Raw genomic sequence first — 20,424 nt, forward strand, 5'->3', positions numbered from 1 at the left:
GCTTTTTTTTTAAAAATTAAAGCAACAAGACTCAATTACTACCATTTTTTTAATTCCCTAAAAAAGAAGTTAATACCTAATAGTTGATAAATCTGAATAACTTTTAATCAATCAAACCTATCATTTTAGTTATTTTTGAAGATCGCTTCCATTGGAAGATTGAACCTTCTCGAAACTGATCTTTTATGTATTTAATTTTTGATACCGAAACTACAGGTTTACCTAAACGTTGGGATGCTCCAATAAGTGACACAGACAATTGGCCAAGATGTATACAAATCGCATGGCAATTGCATGATGAAATGGGTAATTGTATTGAGCATCAGGATTACTTAGTAAAACCTGAAGGATTCAATATTCCATATGATGCGGAAAAAATTCATGGAATTTCTACCGCCTTAGCCGATCAAGACGGTATTACATTAGATGAAGTTCTGGAGAAATTTAATATCGCACTATCCAAAACTAAATTCGTCGTTGGTCAGAATGTTGGTTTTGACGTTAATATTATGGGGGCTGAGTTTTACAGACTTGGTATCGAAAACCAACTGCAAGAACTACCAGTTCTGGATACTTGTACAGAAACTACCGCTAGTTTATGTCAAATTCCTGGAGGTCGTGGAGGAAAATTTAAACTTCCAACTTTAACAGAGCTACACCAGTATCTATTTGGAACCGCTTTTGGAGAAGCACATAACGCAACTGCCGATGTAGAAGCCACCACTAGATGTTTTCTGGAATTAATTCGTAAACAAGTTTTTACACTGGAAGAACTGGATGTACAACCTGATTATTTCCAGAATTTTAAAGAAATTCACAAAGAACCTATTCAGTTAATAGGTCTAAAACACATAAATCTCAAAAAAGCTTCGCAAAAAATTCAAGAAGCTCTGGATCAGCAAGGCGGCTCTAATATTTCTCAGGAAGAAATTAAAGACAATATCGCTGCACTGGATTCTGTAAACTTTGCACATCTTCATAATCATACTCAATTCTCAGTTTTACAATCTACCACTAGTGTTCCTGATTTAGTAAAAGTAGCTGCAAAACATAAAATGAAAGCTGTGGCAATGACCGACCACGCAAATATGATGGGTGCTTTTCATTTTGTTTCTGCTGTCACAAATCACAACAAAAGTGTAAAAGCTGCTAACGCAGAAGCTATAGAAAACGGTGAGGAACCTACTGAAGCAGAAATAAAACCAATCGTTGGTGTTGAATTCTTTGTTTGTGAAAATCATAAAGACAAATCCAGAAAAGATAACGGATATCAGATAGTTTTACTCGCTAAAAACAAAAACGGATATCATAACCTTGCAAAAATGTCCTCAATTGGTTTTGTAGATGGATTCTACTATTTACCTAGGATTGATAAAGAGGTTATTAAACAATACAAAGAAGATATCATAGTACTTACTGGGAACCTTTATGGTGAAGTCCCAAGTAAAGTATTAAATATAGGTGAAAAACAGGCTGAAGAAGCTTTATTGTGGTGGAAAGAAGAATTTGGTGATGATCTATACATAGAGATTATGCGTCATAATCAAGAAGATGAAAATCGTGTAAATCCGGTATTGATCGAATTCTCCAAAAAGCATAACATAAAAACTATCGCCTCTAATAACACCTATTATTGCGAGAAAAAAGATGCCAATGCTCACGATATTCTTTTGTGTGTAAAGGATGGAGAAAAGCAGGCTACACCAATTGGTAGAGGAAGAGGTTATCGCTATGGCTTACCTAATCAAGAATATTATTTTAAGTCTTCTGAAGAGATGAAAAATTTATTCAAAGACCTTCCCGAAGCTATTATCAATATACAAGAAGTTGTCGACAAGATAGAACCTTTTGTACTTGCCAGAGATGTATTATTACCAGCCTTTGATATTCCTGAAGAATTTCAATCCGAAGAAGATAAAATTGATAGCGGTAAAAGAGGTGAAAATGCTTACCTAAGACACATTACGTATGAAGGAGCAAAAATAAGATACGGAGAAATTACTCCCTCTATTGATGAACGACTTGATTTTGAACTAAAAGTAATCGAAAAAACCGGATATCCTGGATATTTCTTGATTGTAGAAGATTTTATACGTGCTGCAAGAGATATGGGAGTTTCAGTAGGTCCTGGACGTGGATCTGCAGCAGGATCCGCTGTTGCCTATTGTTTATGGATTACCAATCTCGATCCTATTAAGTATGATTTACTTTTTGAGAGATTCTTAAATCCAGATCGTGTAAGTATGCCCGATATCGATATTGATTTTGATGATGAAGGACGTGGCCGTGTTATGGATTATGTAATTGAAAAATATGGTGCTAATCAAGTAGCACAGATCATTACATATGGTACCATGGCAGCAAAATCTTCCATACGTGATACCGCTCGTGTACTTGATCTGCCTCTTGGGGATTCAGATCGTATTGCCAAGTTGATTCCTAACATGTCTAAATTAGGAAAGATATTTGGTGTAGATGAAGCTACATTAAAGAAGAAATTTAGAAGCGATGAATTAGAAAAAGTAAATGAACTTCTCAAAATTGCTGAAGGTGATGATCTGGAGGCTGAAACCTTAAATCAGGCAAGAATACTAGAAGGATCCGTAAGAAACACAGGGATTCATGCCTGCGGTGTCATTATTACTCCTGATGATATTACGAAATTCGTTCCTGTCGCCTTAGCCAAGGATTCTGACATGTACTGTACGCAGTTTGACAACTCTGTGGTAGAAGATGCAGGGCTACTAAAAATGGATTTCCTGGGATTGAAGACATTAACTTTAATCAAGGATACGGTTAAAATTGTAAAAGCGAAACATGGAGTAGAACTCGACCCTGAGAATTTTCCTTTGGATGATGAAGAAACCTATGCACTGTTCCAAAGAGGAGAAACTGTTGGTGTGTTCCAATATGAATCTCCTGGGATGCAAAAATACATGAAGGAATTAAAGCCTACAGTTTTTGCAGATCTTATTGCAATGAATGCATTATACCGTCCTGGTCCTTTAGAATATATTCCTAGTTTTATTAATCGAAAACATGGTACGGAGGAAATTATCTATGACCTTGAAGCCTGTGAAGAATACTTAAAAGAAACCTACGGAATTACAGTATATCAAGAGCAAGTAATGCTATTATCGCAAAAACTTGCAGATTTCACCAAAGGTGAGGCAGATGTACTTCGTAAAGCAATGGGTAAAAAACAGAAAGCTGTTCTGGATAAAATGAAGCCAAAATTTATTTCGCAAGCTTCAGCCAAAGGACACGCAGAAGAAAGTCTGGAAAAAATATGGAAGGATTGGGAAGCTTTTGCTGCTTATGCCTTTAACAAATCTCACTCTACCTGTTATGCCTGGATTGCTTACCAAACAGCATATCTAAAAGCACACTATCCTGCAGAATATATGGCTGCTGTACTTTCTAATAACATGAATGACATCAAGCAAGTTACTTTCTTTATGGAAGAATGTAAACGAATGAAATTAGATGTATTAGGGCCAGATGTTAATGAATCTTATAGAAAATTCTCAGTAAATGCAGATGGTGCCGTGCGATTTGGTATGGGAGCAATCAAAGGCGTTGGTACTGGTGCAGTTGCCACCATTGTAGAAAACAGAAAAGAAGATGGCCCGTATAAATCGATTTTTGACATGGCAAAACGTATTGATTTACGCGCAGCCAATAAAAAGGCATTTGAAAGCTTAGCTTTAGCAGGAGGCTTCGACTCTTTTGGAGATACCCACAGAGGTCAATATTTTTATCAGGATGGAGACAGCGTTACGTTTCTAGAAAAAGCAATGAAATATGGATCCAAGTATCAAGAAAACGAAAATTCCTCTCAAGTAAGTCTATTTGGCGAAGCCAGCGATGTTCAGATTCCTGAACCAATAGTCCCTCCTTGCGAAGAATGGGGAACGATGGAAAAACTGGCTAGAGAAAAAGAAGTAGTAGGTATTTATCTTTCCGGACACCCTTTGGATGATTTTAAATATGAAATGAAATATTTCTGTAACGGATCGCTTCTAAACTTCGTCGATTTAGAAAACAACTTAAATCGAGAAATCTCATTTGGTGGTGTGATTACAGGTGTAGAACACCGTACCTCTAAAAACGGAAAAGGTTGGGCTATTTTCACTATTGAAGATTATAATACGGCGCACGAATTCAGAATTTTTGGAGAAGACTATCTAAAACACAGACCGTTCTTAGTACAAAGTACCTTTGTATATGCTAAAGCTTTTATAAAAGAAGGTTGGGTAAATAGGGATACTGGCAAAAAAGGTGATCCGAGAATACAATTTAATAGTTTCCAGTTACTACATGATGTAATGGAAACTTATGCCAGAAAGTTAACCATACAACTAGATATCAATGACCTTTCTGATAAAAGAATCGATGCCCTAAAAGAATTATTAACTGAACATACCGGAAATCATACTTTGAATTTTGTGATATTCGAAATGGCAGAAAAATTAAAACTACATATGCCTAGCCGAAAACAGAAGGTAAATATTTCTCAAGAACTACTGATTGCTCTGGAAAATGATTCTGTGTATTATAAGTTGAATTAGGAAATGTAAAGCGCCTTATTTAATGCTTTTATTTCGACAGCCTAAATAACTAAATTTATCGACTTAACATGTTAGCTATCTAACACTTATAGGTTTTATATATCTTCTTAAAAAGTGAGAAAACAAGTTAATTATTTATTAAAAAATGCTTTTTTCAGAAACACTACTCCTAACTCAATCACCTTCTAAAACCTTCAAAATCAGATGGTTTTGAAATTAATTGAATTTTAAAATAACAATATTTATTTTATTTTGAAATTTCCCCTGTAAGTATAAAATATCGATGTCGTCTCAACATATATCAAATCTTAAAACCTTTGATATTTTAAAGACGATTGGCCGATTGTTTTTCTTTTTTTCTAAAATTTTCAGAATATAACTTTTAAAAACACAAAAAATGAAAAACTTCAAATTAACTCTTTTAAGCATATTAACAGCTTTGTTGTTAGTCGCTTGTAGTAATGATGATGCTCTAGTGTCGGAGAACCAACTAATAACAAGTGAAACAGATGAAGACAAATTAGAACTAGAAGCCAAATCAAAAGGCTTATTTCAATCACTAAAAGCTTTAAAAGAAGCTAGGGTACTATTGAAAAGTATTCGCAGAGACGGAGGAATTCCTTATAATGTATTTAATCCCGCACTTAGATTTACATCTCCTCAAAATGTTTTTCTACCTAGTGTATTAGGTATTGATTATCGAATAGACAGATCTGTTGTACCAGCTGGACCTACAGCTAGATTCCCTATGTTTCAAGGATGGGAAACCTTACCTGATGGAAATCTCAGAAAAGGATACTATGTGATAACAGAGGCTTCAGATAAATTTATGGCTAAAAAATTAGGTGTTATTTTTTCTCCTAGAATGGCTGCATCAGTAGGATCTGGAGGAGAACAAAAGGGATACTTTAATCGCAAAGGAAGATTAGTTTTTGAAGGATCGGTAGATTTTTCACCAAAAAGATCCTTAGTTGCTGGCGGAGCAGATGGTTTGTTATTTGGTTTCCCACCGGCAGCAGCTAATCCTGGTGCGATAGCAGATTCCAAATGGTCATCTTACGTAGTATTACCTAGTGGTGTAGTTATTAATGCGCAATTGGTAGCGAATAGCACTGGTATCCACGATAGAATCCCAAATCCAAATGGAAATAGCATTGAAGATCAAGATGATTTAAACAACCCAAATCTAGCTATCAATCAGGCGTCAGTTGTAATGCAACTTTTAGATGGATGGCAAGACGGTAAACCATATTACTTCCACATTGTTACGGATACCTCTGATCCAGGACCTGCCGCAATAGAACTAGGAGTTTTTGCTCCAAGATTGGCTAACTTGCCGACATTTGGCTTATTTCCTGGAGGTTCTATGTTACCTTTTAGTCCAACTGCAAATGGCAGAACTACAGACACAGATGGTTTTGGAGTACAAGGTTTAAACACTGCATCTTTGAGCGATCAACAAGTACAGGATCCAACAAACACTTTCCCGATTGACCCTAGAGACGAAAGATATGCCCCAATGTGGGATGCGCATGTTACGGAATTTACAGTTCCTGAAGCTGATCGTCCAATATTGAGAAGCTTTGATCAGGTAAATCAACTTTTAGAGGAAGGAATTTTAATCCCTTTCAGAGGAAATGCTAATCCTAATCCACTAGCAAATTCATTGTCTGATTTACTGACTGCAACTGGAGCCATCATAAACTGTCCAGTAATTACACAACCTGCAGCGAGCGTAATTGGAACTCAAATTGGATTGCCTCGTAATAATTAATTCAAAATTATATAAATTAAAAAAAGCTCAGAAGTAACAATACTTCTGAGCTTTTTTTTAAATCACCCTCCAAACATCCCAGTTCTTGGCCTCATCTGATTACCAACTGCATCTTCGTCTGATGTATTTGACGAATTATTATTACCTCCTTTAATTGTTATAAGAGTTTCTCTTTTAATTTTATAGGTCTCTAAAATAGTCTTAATAGTTTTCATATCTGGATAATTAAATTACATCTATAAATATAAGAGAAAACAAAAACATAAAGCCGGCATCAAGTTGTTGAATCACAACTTAAGATACCGACTTTGCAAAGGGATAATGCTATTTTTTATTGGCAGGTTCTTACTTTTACTTCCAAGAAATCTCGGTAAGACTCAAAACAATCTTCATAATCGTGGACGTAACCCCCAATATTATCTGTCCATTTGTTTTCATAACCTGTACCCGCTTTTGCTCGGTCTATATAATAGAAGATATCATAAGCGCCATCTGGTGGAGTAATTGTAGTATTCTCCCCATCTACTTTGTTTTCTTTCCAAACAATTTCATCATAAGTCACGTTAGCACCTTCTTTTAGCTTATACTCTATTCCTATTCTAAAATTATCAACTACTGTGTTCTTAAATACTACTCGATTATGTTCACGCTTTGCGGTAGTACAATTTAATGCTACGTAATCCGTAGTATACCCCATTTTAGCCAGACTATTGTCTTTTAAAAATCGGATCGTGTACGCAATAGGTACTCCTGGATTATTTCTACTATACACTGCATTTTCTCCTTTGATAATAGACTGTAAATCTCCAAAATTTTGCGCAGACACTGCTTCAGAAGCTACCGATGCATTCCCTCCAATTGTTACCGTGGTAATATTAGATTCATTCAATATTTCTTTATACTTAGCTTCGACATCTCCCGATGCGTTTGTTACTCCACTCGCATAATTAAAAGCTCCCGTTAACTCTGATTCTGTAGCTTCGGCAGTTGTTTCCATTCTAAACATAATAATCCTACCATAATTTACCGAATGCACATATGCGGGAGGTGTATTAGAATTAAATGCATTCTCTATTTGTGTTAAGGGCACATCTGCTCCAAAAACATCCGATGGATTATCTGGTGTATCCATAGTTATTGTATAAAAGACTTGTTTAAACACCATAATAGCAACTCTTCTCGAGGATGTAGTTTCGTAGTTGAATTGCGCAGAAACATCTCCTGTTGCCCATTCGGTATTCATTCCGACTTCCAAACTCATTTGTTTAGAGCTATAAGACGTACTTGCCGAGTACGAAGAATTAGATGCATTCACATATCCTTCTTGATATGCATTAGCATTCCAATACTCTAATGCTTCATCTATTTTGGATTGCACATTAGAATTTCTAGGGTCCTCTACTCTAATATTTCCTGCCTCACCAATACCTGGTAAATCCAATCGAATAGTCATAGGCGCTCTCCCAAGTGTAAATGCTTCGGGCAAACCGTCTCTCATGGTTTGATTTCCTATCACTAAAGCTCCTGGCCACACAATTCCATTGGTAGGACGAAGAATGGCAACATCTTCAAAATTGGCTTTAAGGTTATAATCTACACGTACACAAGTTGTTTCTACTCCAGAATCATATGATTCATCAGTACTAGTTTGTCCTGCTGTTTTTAGTAACGCTTCACCACCTGTCTCTTCTACACCTAATAACTGGTTAGCATCATAGTCAAGATTATTAATAAAATCATTGATAGTATTAGCTTCAGGATTCGTAGGTTCTGTAGGAATGGCATCTTCATCTTTACTACAAGAACCGCAAGCTATCAATGTAGTTATAATACAAATTAGAATAAACGCTTGGGGCATTTTTAAAATTGAAGTTTTCATGATTTATGTTTTAATGATTCAACGAGTCAAAACTATCGGAAAACTCACCTGTCGCCTAATTTTCGGTATGGACAAAGTATGGACAGTCATTATTAATCAATGAGTTACACAAGCATATTATCTTTTACTTAATCGCAAGTTAACTGTATACGTTTCTCAATGTTTTCAATAGTTTTCGTAATTCTTAGTAAGGGAGAAAATCGATTTTAAAGGCTTTTTAATTAAAGGAATATCTATTTCCTAAACGGACAGAATCATCTAATTACAGTATTTATTACCTAACTTAGATGAAAACTAAATGACCATATTTTATGAAGTTTTCTACTCTTATTCTGTTCATATTTCTTTTTATTCTTCAAAATATGCACGGTCAAAATGATAAAAAATTAGATAGCTTGTTAAACGTATATAACTCGCAAAAAGAGGATTCGGCCAAAGCGATTACAATTAATTCATTATTTAACCACTTCCTTTATAATAATCAAGAAAAAGCAAAAAAATATGCATTAGAACAATTGGAGCTTTCTAAAAAAATTAACTTCTCTAAAGGAATAGCTAAAGGGTTTAACAATTTAGCTGTTTATTATAGTAATACTGATAAGATAGACTCTTCAAAAACGTTCTACTTAAAGTCTCTCAAAATATATGATCGAAACCAAAATTTTGATGGTATAACAGGAGTAAATCATGGAATTGCAATTTTGGAATACTCTTCTGGAAATTATCAAAAAGCAATTGAACTTTTGAATGAAAACATTAAAATTTACACAACCAAATTAAATGATTCTTCGGGGCTAGGTATGTCTTACGATTTTATAGGTTCAATAAATTTATATCAAGGAAACTACAACATCGCACTAAGAGAAACCTTAAAAGGTTTACGAATATTTGAGCAAATTAATGATGAAATCAGAAAAGCTGATGCTTTAAATCATTTAGCCGGTATAGAAGCTTACTTAAAAAACTATGATAAATCAATAGAATACAATAAACAAGCACTTATCATTTACAAAGAAAAAAATGATAAACTATATGAATCTCAAGCATTAAATGATATTGGTAACTCATATTTCTATCTTAAAGATTATGAGAATGCAATTAAATACTTAACTAACGGTTTACCTATTTCTAAAGAAATGGGAGGAATCACCTTAGAAGCTACGATTTTAAACAATCTTGGAAAAGCCCATACCGAGACAAAACAGTTCAAAAAAGCAATTTCCTTTCTTAATCAAAGTTTGTCCATATTAGAAAAAACAGATAACAGAAATAAAATTATTGAAGTGTTAAATGATTTAGGTAAAACATATAACTCAATAAACGATCCAATTCAAGCAAAGATTTTTTTAAATAAATCTATAAAACTTGCAAAAGAAATCGGCGTAAAAGGAAACTTACAAATAGGTTATTTTAACAGATCAGAATCCTATGAAAAGCTTGGGGATTTTAAAAATTCATTAAGGGATTTTAAAAACTTAAAAACAATAAGTGACTCTATATTTAATACTAAAAAATCTCAGCAAATAGAAGAATTAAAAATTATTTACGAAACCGAAAAAAAAGAAGCTGCAATTGCTTTGCAAAAAGAAGAAATAAAAAATCTAAATCAACAGGTAGAAATAAGCAATTTACGAAAAACCCTATATGCCGGAGGAATGATCTCATTTATTGCAGTATCCGGATTATTGTTCTTTGGATTTAGACAACGAATCAAAAAAAATAGAATTGAACGAGAAAAGCAAGAAGAAATATATAAACAAGAAATCGAATTCAAAAAGAAAGAACTAACCTCACAGACACTACATCTTGTACAAAAAAACAGTTTTATTCAAGAATTAAAAGAAAACCTAGAACGCATCAAAAACTCTCCTGAACTTTTTAAAATAGAATTCAGACGCTTAGTATTATTATTAAAAAAGGAAAGTGCAGAAGATAAAGACTGGGAAGTATTTAAATCTTATTTTGCTGATGTTCATAATAATTTCGACAATAAACTTAAATCAATCTACAGCGAAATCTCTGAAAAAGAAATACGATTAGCTTCTTTCTTGCGAATGAATCTTACCACCAAAGAAATAGCAACTATGTTAAATGTGTTACCTGATAGTGTTCTAAAATCAAAGTATCGATTAAAAAAGAAATTAAATCTTGATAAGGAAACAGATTTATATGACTTTTTGGTAAGTTTATAATAGCTCTATCATTTTTCAGAACATATTCTAACACTATCAATTAAACTATAATTTAATCAAAAAAAAAATACCTCATTCCAAAGAGGTTGTTTTTCTAAGGCTCTTTTCATTTATTCAGGATTTTCGGAAACAATTGCAAAACCAATCATATTTTTCAATATTCGACCACTGTATGCATTCAGGTCTATATCACAAGGGAATTTTCTGTCCTAATACATATGAAATTCTTACCATTATAATAAGTTTCAAGATGATCTGTAATTTCTGTAACAGGAGAATCAGCATTCATAACAAATATTGCATGAGATTCCTTAAAAATAAGATTGCAATATGGTAATTGGGTTTCTTTCATTTCTTTTATATAACAGTAAATACAATTTTAATTTTAATTTCTAAACGTATTTGAACCCTATGCTGACTCTTCCATAAACTCCTAATTCAATTTTTAATATGCCAAAGATTAAAAAATTATTATTAGCCGGAATAATTTAATATTATATTTGGTATCAGGAAATTCAATGACTCTATAGTCAAAACAAATATTATGACTGTAAGCTTTCGGAGAATTATTGACTAATTTTGTGAAATTAAAAACGAATAAGAATTTTAAATAATAAATAACTATGGCATTAGAAATAACAGATGCTACTTTTGATGAAGTGGTACTTAAAAGCGATAAACCTGTATTAGTTGATTTTTGGGCAGCATGGTGTGGTCCTTGTAGAATGGTAGGTCCAATCATTGAGCAAATCAGTGAAGAATATGATGGAAAAGCTGTTGTAGGTAAAGTAGACGTTGATGCAAATCAAGAATTTGCTGCTAAATATGGAGTAAGAAATATTCCTACTGTATTGGTTTTTCAAAATGGTGAAGTAGTTGGTCGTCAGGTTGGCGTTTCTCCTAAGAATGTGTATGCAGAAGCATTAGATTCATTGATGTAATAAATAATATAACGAGTGAAAAAGGGTTGACTGATTGTCAACCCTTTTTTTTTATATAAAATAGATTAGTATCCGTATATTGTTTCCATTAATTAACATCTAATATCTTAATACCCGAAAAGGATGATGAATATCCAAAATGAAATTAACAAAACTGGAGGTTTTACTAATCTTGAGCTTTTAGCTAAGCAGGTGGTAGAGGGTTTTATTTCTGGAATGCATAAAAGTCCTTTTCATGGGTTCTCTGCAGAATTTGCAGAACACAAAGTATATAATAACGGTGAGAGCACAAAACACATAGATTGGAAACTATATGCCAAAACTGATAAGCTTTTTACCAAACGATACGAAGAAGAGACCAATCTAAGATGTCATATTATCATTGATAATTCATCCTCTATGCATTATCCTGATGTAAAGGAACATCATCTAGGGTCACTTAATAAAATTAGTTTCTCTGCCTTAGCAACTGCTTGTTTAATGAATATCTTAAAAAAGCAAAGAGACGCTATTGGTCTAAGTATTTATAGTGACACCTATGACTATTACACTCAGGAAAAAGGTAGCGAAAGACACCATCAAATGCTTTTAAGTAAGTTAAGTCAGATTGTAACTTCTACACCAGATACAAAAAACACGGACACGTACACCTTTTTGCATCAGATTGCAGAAAAGATTCATCGAAGATCCTTGATTTTTTTGTTTACAGATATGTTACAAGCTACATCAAGTCCAGAAAAATTATTTGAAGCGTTAAGACATCTTAAATACAACAAACACGAAGTCGTATTGTTCCATACATTTGATAGTACTAAGGAATTAAATTTTGATTTTAGTAATCGTCCTACCCGATTTGTAGATGTTGAAACCGGCGAACATGTAAACTTATACGCTGACAACATTAAAGAAAATTATCAAAAAGCCGTTTCTTCTTATTTTTATGACCTTAAATTAAAATGTTCTCAATACAAAATAAAGTATGTAGAGGCTGATATCACAAAAGATTTTGACAAAATTCTCACAACGTATTTAGTTGAACGGCAGAAATTTGTGTAGAAAAACCAAAATTAACTCAAAAAAAATCAAAAAAACATTTGCGAGTATTAAAATGAGGTGTATATTTGCATCCGCAATAAGCAACGGTCTGGTAGTTCAGTTGGTTAGAATACCTGCCTGTCACGCAGGGGGTCGCGGGTTCGAGTCCCGTCCAGACCGCAAAATTGCAAAAGCTTCAACTAACCTTGAAGCTTTTTTTTGCAATTAACAATGTTGTGTTGTCCCACGCCTGTTGCGTGGGTGGTTTAGTAAACCAATGAGAAGCTTTTCCTGAAAATGGAGAGGCTTTTTTTAATTTTATAAAAACCTAAACCAATTACTTCCTCTATCTACATAATCTTGTTAGTATCCGAAAAGCAAAAATTCCACATCTCATACGATAACTCTCAACTAATATTTCCCACATATCAAAGTTGATAAATTTCTAAATAAAAAATAATTGTCAAATTTGTAATACTTTACCTACATATTTATATTAAAAACGAAATAAATATGTTAAAAATGCTTTTTTAAAGGATTAAATACACAAAATGTTTGGCCATTACGAATTTTGTATTATCTTTACAAAGTGAAAATGAGTTAGTGCTTTCATTACCCCCAAGATGAAAGTTTTTATAAAAAGTGAGTTTTAATTTTAGAATAAGCCCCTAAATTAAGATGATTTGTGTGAAGAAAAAGAGCGTGGAGACGCTCTTTTTTGTTTTTTATAATTCCGGAAAAGCGACAGTCTTATTAAAACAATTCTCCCCAATATTCCCAGACTTTATTTACGTATAAAATAATAAAAGCTATAGAGACAATAAACTTTATAAAAGTTCCAGCAAGAAAGCCTAGAAAAGAACCAAAAGCAGCCTTTAACGCCTTAGAAGAATTATTATTATCTTTTATTAGTTCTCCAACAAAAGCACCAGCAAAAGGACCTATGATTATACCAAAAGGAGGAAAAAATATCAAACCTACAATAAGTCCAATAGAACTCCCTATCATCCCATATTTTGTTCCACCAAAGCGTTTTGTTCCCCAAGCAGGAACAATATAATCTAGCACCCAAACCAATATTGCTATAGCTAATGTGATACCCAGAAAAGTCCAATTTTGAGGGATAACATTAGTGAAATGAAGAATCAACAGACCAATCCATGATGTAAAAGGTCCTGGCAATACAGGTAGAAAACTACCAATAATACCCACGATACATAAAATAAAACCAATTATTACTAAAGCTATATCCATAGTACCATATTAGACTACAAACTCCCTCTTTTGTTACCAAAGCATCTATTATTATTAAAATTAGTTAAAATCCTTATAACTTAAAATAAAAAAGAACTTCTATTATTATAACCGAAAACACATACTTTTAAACTAAAAAATAACCAATCTATAGTTCATACAATGCAAAAAAAATCCAGACATAGCATTTCTAAATAGTTTAAGAATGGAATTATTTTTGGTTTCACACCTTTAGTTATCACAGCTCACATTTAATTATATGTAATTTCATAGTTCTCACCAATATTTTTTAACTAAAAATTTAGTTAAATCAAAAAAAAACATATATTTGCTATTCAACTAATGTTTTAGTTGAATAGATATCGTTATCTAAAAAATAATATTGGGGTTGTCAATCTGAGTCTACTATATTCTTTCTAAAAATTAATAACATATAGACTCAGTATTGACTTAAAACTTTATTAATTTTTAAAATAAAAATATGTTCCATTACCTACTTCAAGTCTTAATATTTCAATTACTATTTCTTTTGATATATGATGTCTTACATAAAAAGGACACCTTTTTTAATTGGAATAGATTATACCTACTTGTTGTTCCATTTTTATCCTTGATATTGCCTTTTATAGAAATTGATCTTTTAAGCTCAAGTTCAGCAGAAATGTATGTATCCAATATCGAAAGAACCATTATTGCCTCTACCGAGAATATCATATTCAATGTGAATCAAACCGAGGCTAGTTCAAAAACATCTTCTCGACCTATTAATTGGTGGGCGGTAATATATATAGCCGGAATTGCAATTAGCCTTATACATCTTATTTTAAAGTTCCATAAGCTACATATTTTAAGGAATGTCTCCAATATTTCTAAGGCCTTTAATAAAAGAATCGTGATACTCCCTAATAGCTCTCATGCATTTTCATTTTGGAACACTATTTTTTTAGGTGACTCATTAACTGAAGAAGAAAAGAAAAATATCATCTCGCATGAACTCGTTCATATAAATCACAAACACACTATTGATCAAATAGGGATAGAAACCTTAAAAGTATTGCTATGGTGGAATCCATTAATATATTTTTACCAGGCCAGAATCACCTTACTTCACGAATACATTGCCGATTCCGTTACCATTAGCAAAGTCAATCAAAGAAATTATATAGAACAGTTACTTAATGCTGCTTTTCAAACAGAAAAAATAACGTTTATAAATCAATTTTTCAATCAATCATTAATCAAAAAACGAATACTTATGCTACAAAAGTCCCAATCTAAATCTATTGCCAAATTCAAATACCTACTATTAATTCCAGTAATTACCGGAATTCTTACTTACACTTCTTGTAAAAAAGAAAATAACAAACCTACATTAGATCAGAATGAACGAGTCAAAAATGATTTCGAATCTGCTTGTATTAACCAAAATTCTCAATACAACAAAAACTTAGATAATTATTTAAAAGTCACGGTCGGAACAAATACAGATGTCATTGTCGACTTAGTTAACATAGAAACATCAGAAACTATACGAACTGCATATATACCAAAAACAACTATGCATTTTATTAGAAATATTCCAGAAGGAAAATATCGTTTGGATGTAGTCTATGGTGAAAATTATACAGAAGAAACAATTGCAGAAAAATGTAAAGGGTTCTTTAAAAACGAAAAAATATCGGAAAACGGAGAAAATATCCTTGACTATCATACAGTTACAACAGATCAAGGTAAAAATGTACCTTCTTATGCACTAGCATTAGACTTAGTTCCTCCACATGAAAAAGAAGGTCATATAAATTCTAATGATGAGAAAAGCCTTTCTTCTGAAGAAAGAGATGCACAAAGAAAAGAAGCTATTGAATTAGCACAAAAAGCGATCAAAGAGCATCAGGCTAAAATCAACAGTAATGATAAAAAGGAACAAACTCCTGATGAAAAAAGAATGGAAATTGCGCAAAAGGTAGTAGAAGCGCATCGTAATAAAGCTAACACTGCTATGAAATCTTCTTCCACAAACGAAATTTCTAAGAAGGAAGCAGAACCTTACTGTGCAAATCAAGACCCTCTAAGATATGACTACAAGGTAGATAATTATCTAAAAATGACAATTGGAGATAATGCTGAAGTAATTATTGATATCGTTTCTACTGAAACCTCAGAGAGCATAAGAACTGTACATATACCAAAAAACACTGAGTATTTTATCCGAAACATTCCAGAAGGAATTTATAATTTAAAAATTGTTTATGGAGAAGGGTATCAGGAAAATTTAGTGAACGAAAAATGCACCCTTTCGTTTGATACTAAATTAGCAAAAGAAGATGGTCAAGACATACTTGATTTCAGAGTAATCAAAACAGAACAAGGTATCAACGTTCCATCCTACTCTATGACTTTAGATATGTTAGATGAACATAATCATCAATAGAACAAATTAGAAACAATCAAAACTAAAAGATATGCTTCAATACATTATCCAAACCGTGCTATTTCAACTAATATTTTTATTAGCGTATGATCTATTTCATAAAAAGGATACTTTTTTTACTGTTAATAGGGCATATCTTTTGGTTACTCCTCTACTTTCTTTAACCTTACCGTTTATAAAGGTAAAAGGTATACAGGAAACAATTCCGGATAACTATGTAGTTAACCTACCAACCGTTTTTATAGGAGAAAACCCATTAAATAATAACGCTGTTGAAATAGCAAAATCTGCTTCTGCGCAAACCGTAGATATTAATTGGTGGTTAGTACTCTATACCATAGGGGTTTCGATTATGATAATTTTATTTATTCGAAAAATAATAATTATTCGTTCGTTAAAGAAAAACTCCATTAAAGGACACATAAATAAACATCCTGTAAGAATATTACCTGATACTAAAGATGCTTTTACTTTTTGGAATACAATCTATGTAGGTAATCAATTATCTGAAGAAGAAAAAGATCAAATTCTTGTTCATGAAATTGTACATCTTAGACAAAGACATACATTAGATCTTATATGGTTTGAGATGATTAAAATCTTTTTCTGGTTCAATCCTATGGTATATATATACCACTCCAGAATTGTCGCTTTACATGAGTATATTTCTGATGCATCTGCCATTAAATCATTAGGAAAACGAGAATACTACGAACAATTACTAAACACTAATTTCCAAACTAAGAATGTAAAATTTGCCAATAATTTCTTCAATCATAAATTACTTAAAAAAAGAATCATCATGCTTCAAAAAACAAAATCAAAAGCAAATGCTAAACTAAAGTACTTAGCCATTGTACCATTATTGGCTATTATGGTTACGTTCACTGCATTTTCGCAGAAGGCCATGTCACTTGCCAACATTTCCAGCGAAAAAATCACAGACGAAATTCAAGAACTGACTAATTTAATTTCTAATGAAGAGATTAGCAATGAGATTCCTGAGAAAAAAGAAGAAGAAATAGAAACAGTGGAAGTGATGAATAATTCAATTCAAGAAACCGATATTGAAGAAGAGACTTCTTCTAGCACACCTACACCTATTAAAGAAATCATACAGAAGCCAATTAAAACAATCGATAGAGATTCTTTGTCAAAAGTGGATCAAAAAATTGTAAACCAGCTTCTGGAAATCAAAAATGATATCATAAAAAACGGTAAAAGCTTTGCAAGCCGAGCGGTGTTATACTCAGAAGATCCAGGATCAAAAGGAAATGGAGGTTTATATTCTATGAATAAAGATACTCCTTTTCATGAAAAATTTAAAAATGTCGCTTTTAGCTTAAAAGAAGGAGAAATTTCTGAACCTTTTAGAACACCCTTTGGATGGCATATTCTAACAGTAGAAAAGATCAAAGCAGATGGAATTGATGTAAGACATATCTTAATTTTAAGAGAGCAAAACATTCCTTTTGCTAGCGTTGATGTAGTTCCTAAGACACAAAATTGTAAAGAACTCACAGATCAAAGCTTAATTAAGAAATGTGTATCTGATGAGATTAGTAAATTTGTAACCAAAAACTTCAATATCAAGATTGCAGAGGATATAGGCTTAACCGGAGTAAATCGTATTTATGTTAGATTCAAAATTGATACAGAAGGAAATATCGTTGGCGTGCAATCTAGAGGTCCAGCTATAGAATTAGAAGAAGAAGCAAATAGAGTAATCAGTTCATTACCAAAAATGATTCCAGGAGAATTCCAAGGAGAAAAAGTAAATGTACTATACTCCTTGCCCATTGTTTTTCAGGTTCATAACTCTTCAAGTGAAAATTCAGAGAACAAAAAGAAGTACATTATTACAGAAAAAAACATTCTTACCGAAACATTATCTTCTACAGAAGAGCATACTATAGAAAATGGATATTACCTAATAACAAACATTTTTAAACGCCAAAATTACTTTGAAAGAGGGATGGCTCGTTTAAAAGAAAAAAAGCTTGATCCTAAATTTTTCAAAAACCCTAAGGATAAATACATGTATGTATACCTAGAAAGATATGGTACGCTAGAAGAAGCAAAAGCAATGCTCACTTCTGATTTCGACAACCGCTATAAAGGAGATATGTATATTCTAAAAATTCAATAAAACCAACCCATATAAAAACAATATCATAAACAAATGAAGCAACTTACCAAAGCAGAAGAAGAAGTAATGCAAAATTTATGGGAGCTTACCGAAGGAAATGTAGCCGCTATTATAGATCGAATGCCAGAACCCAAACCAGCATATAATACAATCTCTACAATTATTCGAATTCTGGAAAACAAAGAATTTGTGTCTCATCGTAAAGAAGGCAAAGGATACGTGTATTTCCCACTGGTTAAAAAAGAAGAATATAGTAATCAATCATTGAACAAGTTGATGAATAATTACTTCAATGGATCTTTTAGAAATATGGTGTCCTTTTTTGTCAAAAAAAATGATATGAATCTCGAAGATCTGGAAACGATACTCAAAGAAATTAACAAAGAAGATCATGGGGATTCATAATCAAGTGAAATTTAATTTTTTAATAATTATCTCCCTGACTTTTCTACAAGTTGGGGCTCAAACTTCGGATATAAAAATTGCGGACAGTCTCTATGTCCTAGGAAATTATTCTGAAGCTATTAAAAACTATGAAAAAGTAATCCCATCTGATCAATACATTCTTTTACAAATAGCCAAAGCTCATAAAGCAAAAGGCACTTATCTTGATGCATTAAAATTTTACAAAGAAGTTATCATTGAGGATACAACATTAACCTCAGCAAAATTAGAATATGCGAAATTGCTAGTGACTACAAATAAATTGAAGAAAGCTGATAGTGTATATTCTAATTTAGTGACTGCCCATGATAAAAATCCTAATTTTCAATATCGATTAGGATCGGTAAAGAAAAAATTGAAAGATTCTACTGCAATCACCTATTTTGAAGAAGCATTTAGACTCGATAGTACACATCAGAAAAGTTGTTTTGAAATTTCTATGCATTATCTTAGAAAAAGAAAATATAACAGAGTATCTGACACTGCCAATAAAGGGTTATTATCCTATCCAGAAAACCCGGAATTGATTAATGTATTGGCTCAAAATTATCTTCTAAGAAAATATTATACAGAAGCTATCCCCTATTTCGAAAAATTATTAACTCTAAACTATAGCAATGAGTTTATACACGCATCATTAGCCTTATGTTATCATAAAAATTATGATTATGATTTGGCCATTACTCAGTATCAAGAAGCTTTAAAATATAATGACAAGGTACCTCTACGATATACACGCTTAGCTGAGGCTTACTCCTCAATAAAGGATTATGATGGCGCATTGGATAGTTATAAAGCAGCTTTAGCTTTAAAAGATCTTCCTGTAGAAGAAGATATCTTAAACATTGCTATGGCATATAGACATCAGGAACAATGGGAGAAAGCTATGAAACACGCAAAACTCGCACTAAAAGAAAACCCTAATTATGCGAGAGCACAATATCAATTAGCTGCCTTTGCAGATGCTTATTATCAAGATCCTCAAGCCAAATTAGATTACTACAAATTATTTATTAAGAAATTTGGAAACGATACCAGTAAAAAGAATTACTTCAATTTTATAGTCAAAAAAAGAATCACTCAACTCGAAGAAGAAATCGAAGCCAATAAGAAAACAACTGAGAAAAAATAATCGCATCATTCTCTGAAATAATGTTTTCTAATTACTATTAAGCCAACCTTCTAAATAAAAAACTTTAATTTTACACAGTAAAGATCACATTATGTCATCTTTACCGAATAAAATTATCGATGATTAAAAAGATTTACTACATATCTATATTAATTTGCACGTTATACTCTTGTGATAACTTAATAGATAAAAAAGAAAATAGTGAAAAAATCTTGCAGGATAAGTGGAGTGAAATTGATAAAAACCAAGTTGATAAGCCACCTTCATTTGATGCTTGCGTAGATGAGCCCGAAGAATCCGATATTTGTTTTCAAACTATAATTACACAACATATCAAAACATACTTAGCAGCAAATATAATTTCAGTAAAAGAATCAATTAACGATACAATCTGGGTACCTCTTCTAATTACTAAGGACAAAAAAATTATTCTAGAAGACTTTGCTGTGCCCCAAATTATTACTTCTCAGATTGAAGGTTTTGAAAATATCTTAGCCGAAAGTATTAAAAGTCTTCCAGCTGTTAAGCCTGCTATTGTACGAAGTACTCCTGTAACTACACGTTATAGACTACCTATTGTTATTCATATGAATTAAACTCCTTTTCTTAGAGCGAATTCCTT

General features: G+C 32.4%; 13 protein-coding genes and 1 tRNA gene. 11 read left to right on the forward strand and 3 right to left on the reverse strand.

Translation table 11 applies throughout. The features are described from left to right. Positions 1 to 185: 185 nt before the first annotated feature. Both dnaE and Q0975_RS07375 read left to right on the forward strand, forming a co-directional pair. Entirely contained in the window at positions 186 to 4,571 is a 4,386-nt protein-coding gene (gene dnaE, locus Q0975_RS07370; protein WP_299434891.1) for a DNA polymerase III subunit alpha, read from the forward strand. A gap of 397 nt (positions 4,572 to 4,968) precedes the next feature. Beyond that, positions 4,969 to 6,345, forward strand: a complete 1,377-nt coding sequence (locus Q0975_RS07375) for a hypothetical protein (protein ID WP_299434893.1) — start codon at positions 4,969 to 4,971, stop codon at positions 6,343 to 6,345. A gap of 62 nt (positions 6,346 to 6,407) precedes the next feature. Here the strand turns inward: Q0975_RS07375 and Q0975_RS07380 are convergent, their stop codons facing one another. Both Q0975_RS07380 and Q0975_RS07385 read right to left on the reverse strand, forming a co-directional pair. Continuing rightward, positions 6,408 to 6,560, reverse strand: coding sequence for a hypothetical protein (locus Q0975_RS07380; RefSeq protein ID WP_299434895.1), 153 nt, complete (start codon positions 6,558 to 6,560; stop codon positions 6,408 to 6,410). Between the two features lie 116 nt (positions 6,561 to 6,676). Next, the gene (locus Q0975_RS07385; RefSeq protein WP_299434897.1) at positions 6,677 to 8,224 is read right to left on the reverse strand and encodes a thiol-activated cytolysin family protein; all 1,548 of its coding nucleotides are present in this window, start codon (positions 8,222 to 8,224) and stop codon (positions 6,677 to 6,679) included. A gap of 311 nt (positions 8,225 to 8,535) precedes the next feature. Here Q0975_RS07385 and Q0975_RS07390 point away from each other — a divergent pair, with 311 nt between their 5' ends. The 4 genes from Q0975_RS07390 to Q0975_RS07405 all read left to right on the forward strand — a co-directional run bounded on the left by Q0975_RS07390 (position 8,536) and on the right by Q0975_RS07405 (position 12,572). Then, positions 8,536 to 10,416, forward strand: a complete 1,881-nt coding sequence (locus tag Q0975_RS07390; protein WP_299434899.1) for a tetratricopeptide repeat protein — start codon at positions 8,536 to 8,538, stop codon at positions 10,414 to 10,416. A gap of 623 nt (positions 10,417 to 11,039) precedes the next feature. Further along, the gene (gene trxA / locus Q0975_RS07395; protein ID WP_024772480.1) at positions 11,040 to 11,357 is read left to right on the forward strand and encodes a thioredoxin; all 318 of its coding nucleotides are present in this window, start codon (positions 11,040 to 11,042) and stop codon (positions 11,355 to 11,357) included. 126 nt (positions 11,358 to 11,483) lie between these two features. After that, complete coding sequence (locus tag Q0975_RS07400) at positions 11,484 to 12,413, forward strand: DUF58 domain-containing protein (RefSeq protein ID WP_299435897.1); 930 nt, start codon at positions 11,484 to 11,486, stop codon at positions 12,411 to 12,413. An 85-nt stretch (positions 12,414 to 12,498) separates the two neighbouring features. Beyond that, positions 12,499 to 12,572 (forward strand) — tRNA-Asp (locus tag Q0975_RS07405). 573 nt (positions 12,573 to 13,145) lie between these two features. Here Q0975_RS07405 and Q0975_RS07410 read toward each other — a convergent pair. Beyond that, positions 13,146 to 13,646, reverse strand: coding sequence for a DUF456 domain-containing protein (locus Q0975_RS07410; RefSeq protein ID WP_299434901.1), 501 nt, complete (start codon positions 13,644 to 13,646; stop codon positions 13,146 to 13,148). Positions 13,647 to 14,127: 481 nt separating this feature from the next. On the opposite strand from Q0975_RS07410, the gene Q0975_RS07415 reads away from it, so the two are divergent. The 5 genes from Q0975_RS07415 to Q0975_RS07435 all read left to right on the forward strand — a co-directional run bounded on the left by Q0975_RS07415 (position 14,128) and on the right by Q0975_RS07435 (position 20,398). Continuing rightward, positions 14,128 to 16,077, forward strand: a complete 1,950-nt coding sequence (locus Q0975_RS07415) for a M56 family metallopeptidase (RefSeq protein WP_299434903.1) — start codon at positions 14,128 to 14,130, stop codon at positions 16,075 to 16,077. Positions 16,078 to 16,108: 31 nt separating this feature from the next. Continuing rightward, a complete protein-coding gene (locus Q0975_RS07420) occupies positions 16,109 to 18,226 on the forward strand; it encodes a peptidylprolyl isomerase (RefSeq protein WP_299434906.1) in 2,118 nt (705 codons plus the stop codon). A 33-nt stretch (positions 18,227 to 18,259) separates the two neighbouring features. Beyond that, positions 18,260 to 18,631, forward strand: a complete 372-nt coding sequence (locus Q0975_RS07425; protein WP_299434908.1) for a BlaI/MecI/CopY family transcriptional regulator — start codon at positions 18,260 to 18,262, stop codon at positions 18,629 to 18,631. Beyond that, complete coding sequence (locus Q0975_RS07430) at positions 18,618 to 19,802, forward strand: tetratricopeptide repeat protein (RefSeq protein ID WP_299434910.1); 1,185 nt, start codon at positions 18,618 to 18,620, stop codon at positions 19,800 to 19,802. Before Q0975_RS07425 ends, Q0975_RS07430 begins: the two co-directional genes overlap by 14 nt. Positions 19,803 to 20,014: 212 nt before the next feature. Further along, on the forward strand, positions 20,015 to 20,398 hold the full coding sequence (locus Q0975_RS07435) for a hypothetical protein (protein WP_299434912.1): 384 nt from the start codon (positions 20,015 to 20,017) through the stop codon (positions 20,396 to 20,398). Positions 20,399 to 20,424: the final 26 nt, after the last annotated feature.

Origin of the sequence: uncultured Aquimarina sp., from assembly GCF_947500065.1 — a bacterium.
GTDB lineage: Bacteria > Bacteroidota > Bacteroidia > Flavobacteriales > Flavobacteriaceae > Aquimarina.

Coding starts and splice junctions, on each gene's coding strand:
- Q0975_RS07420 (WP_299434906.1), top strand. CDS start 16,109: ATGCTTCAATACATTATCCAAACCGTGCTATTTCAACTAATATTTTTA.
- Q0975_RS07415 (WP_299434903.1), top strand. CDS start 14,128: ATGTTCCATTACCTACTTCAAGTCTTAATATTTCAATTACTATTTCTT.
- Q0975_RS07425 (WP_299434908.1), top strand. CDS start 18,260: ATGAAGCAACTTACCAAAGCAGAAGAAGAAGTAATGCAAAATTTATGG.
- trxA (WP_024772480.1), top strand. CDS start 11,040: ATGGCATTAGAAATAACAGATGCTACTTTTGATGAAGTGGTACTTAAA.
- Q0975_RS07390 (WP_299434899.1), top strand. CDS start 8,536: ATGAAGTTTTCTACTCTTATTCTGTTCATATTTCTTTTTATTCTTCAA.
- Q0975_RS07385 (WP_299434897.1), bottom strand. CDS start 8,224: ATGAAAACTTCAATTTTAAAAATGCCCCAAGCGTTTATTCTAATTTGT.
- Q0975_RS07430 (WP_299434910.1), top strand. CDS start 18,618: ATGGGGATTCATAATCAAGTGAAATTTAATTTTTTAATAATTATCTCC.
- Q0975_RS07375 (WP_299434893.1), top strand. CDS start 4,969: ATGAAAAACTTCAAATTAACTCTTTTAAGCATATTAACAGCTTTGTTG.
- Q0975_RS07380 (WP_299434895.1), bottom strand. CDS start 6,560: ATGAAAACTATTAAGACTATTTTAGAGACCTATAAAATTAAAAGAGAA.
- Q0975_RS07400 (WP_299435897.1), top strand. CDS start 11,484: ATGAATATCCAAAATGAAATTAACAAAACTGGAGGTTTTACTAATCTT.
- dnaE (WP_299434891.1), top strand. CDS start 186: ATGTATTTAATTTTTGATACCGAAACTACAGGTTTACCTAAACGTTGG.
- Q0975_RS07410 (WP_299434901.1), bottom strand. CDS start 13,646: ATGGATATAGCTTTAGTAATAATTGGTTTTATTTTATGTATCGTGGGT.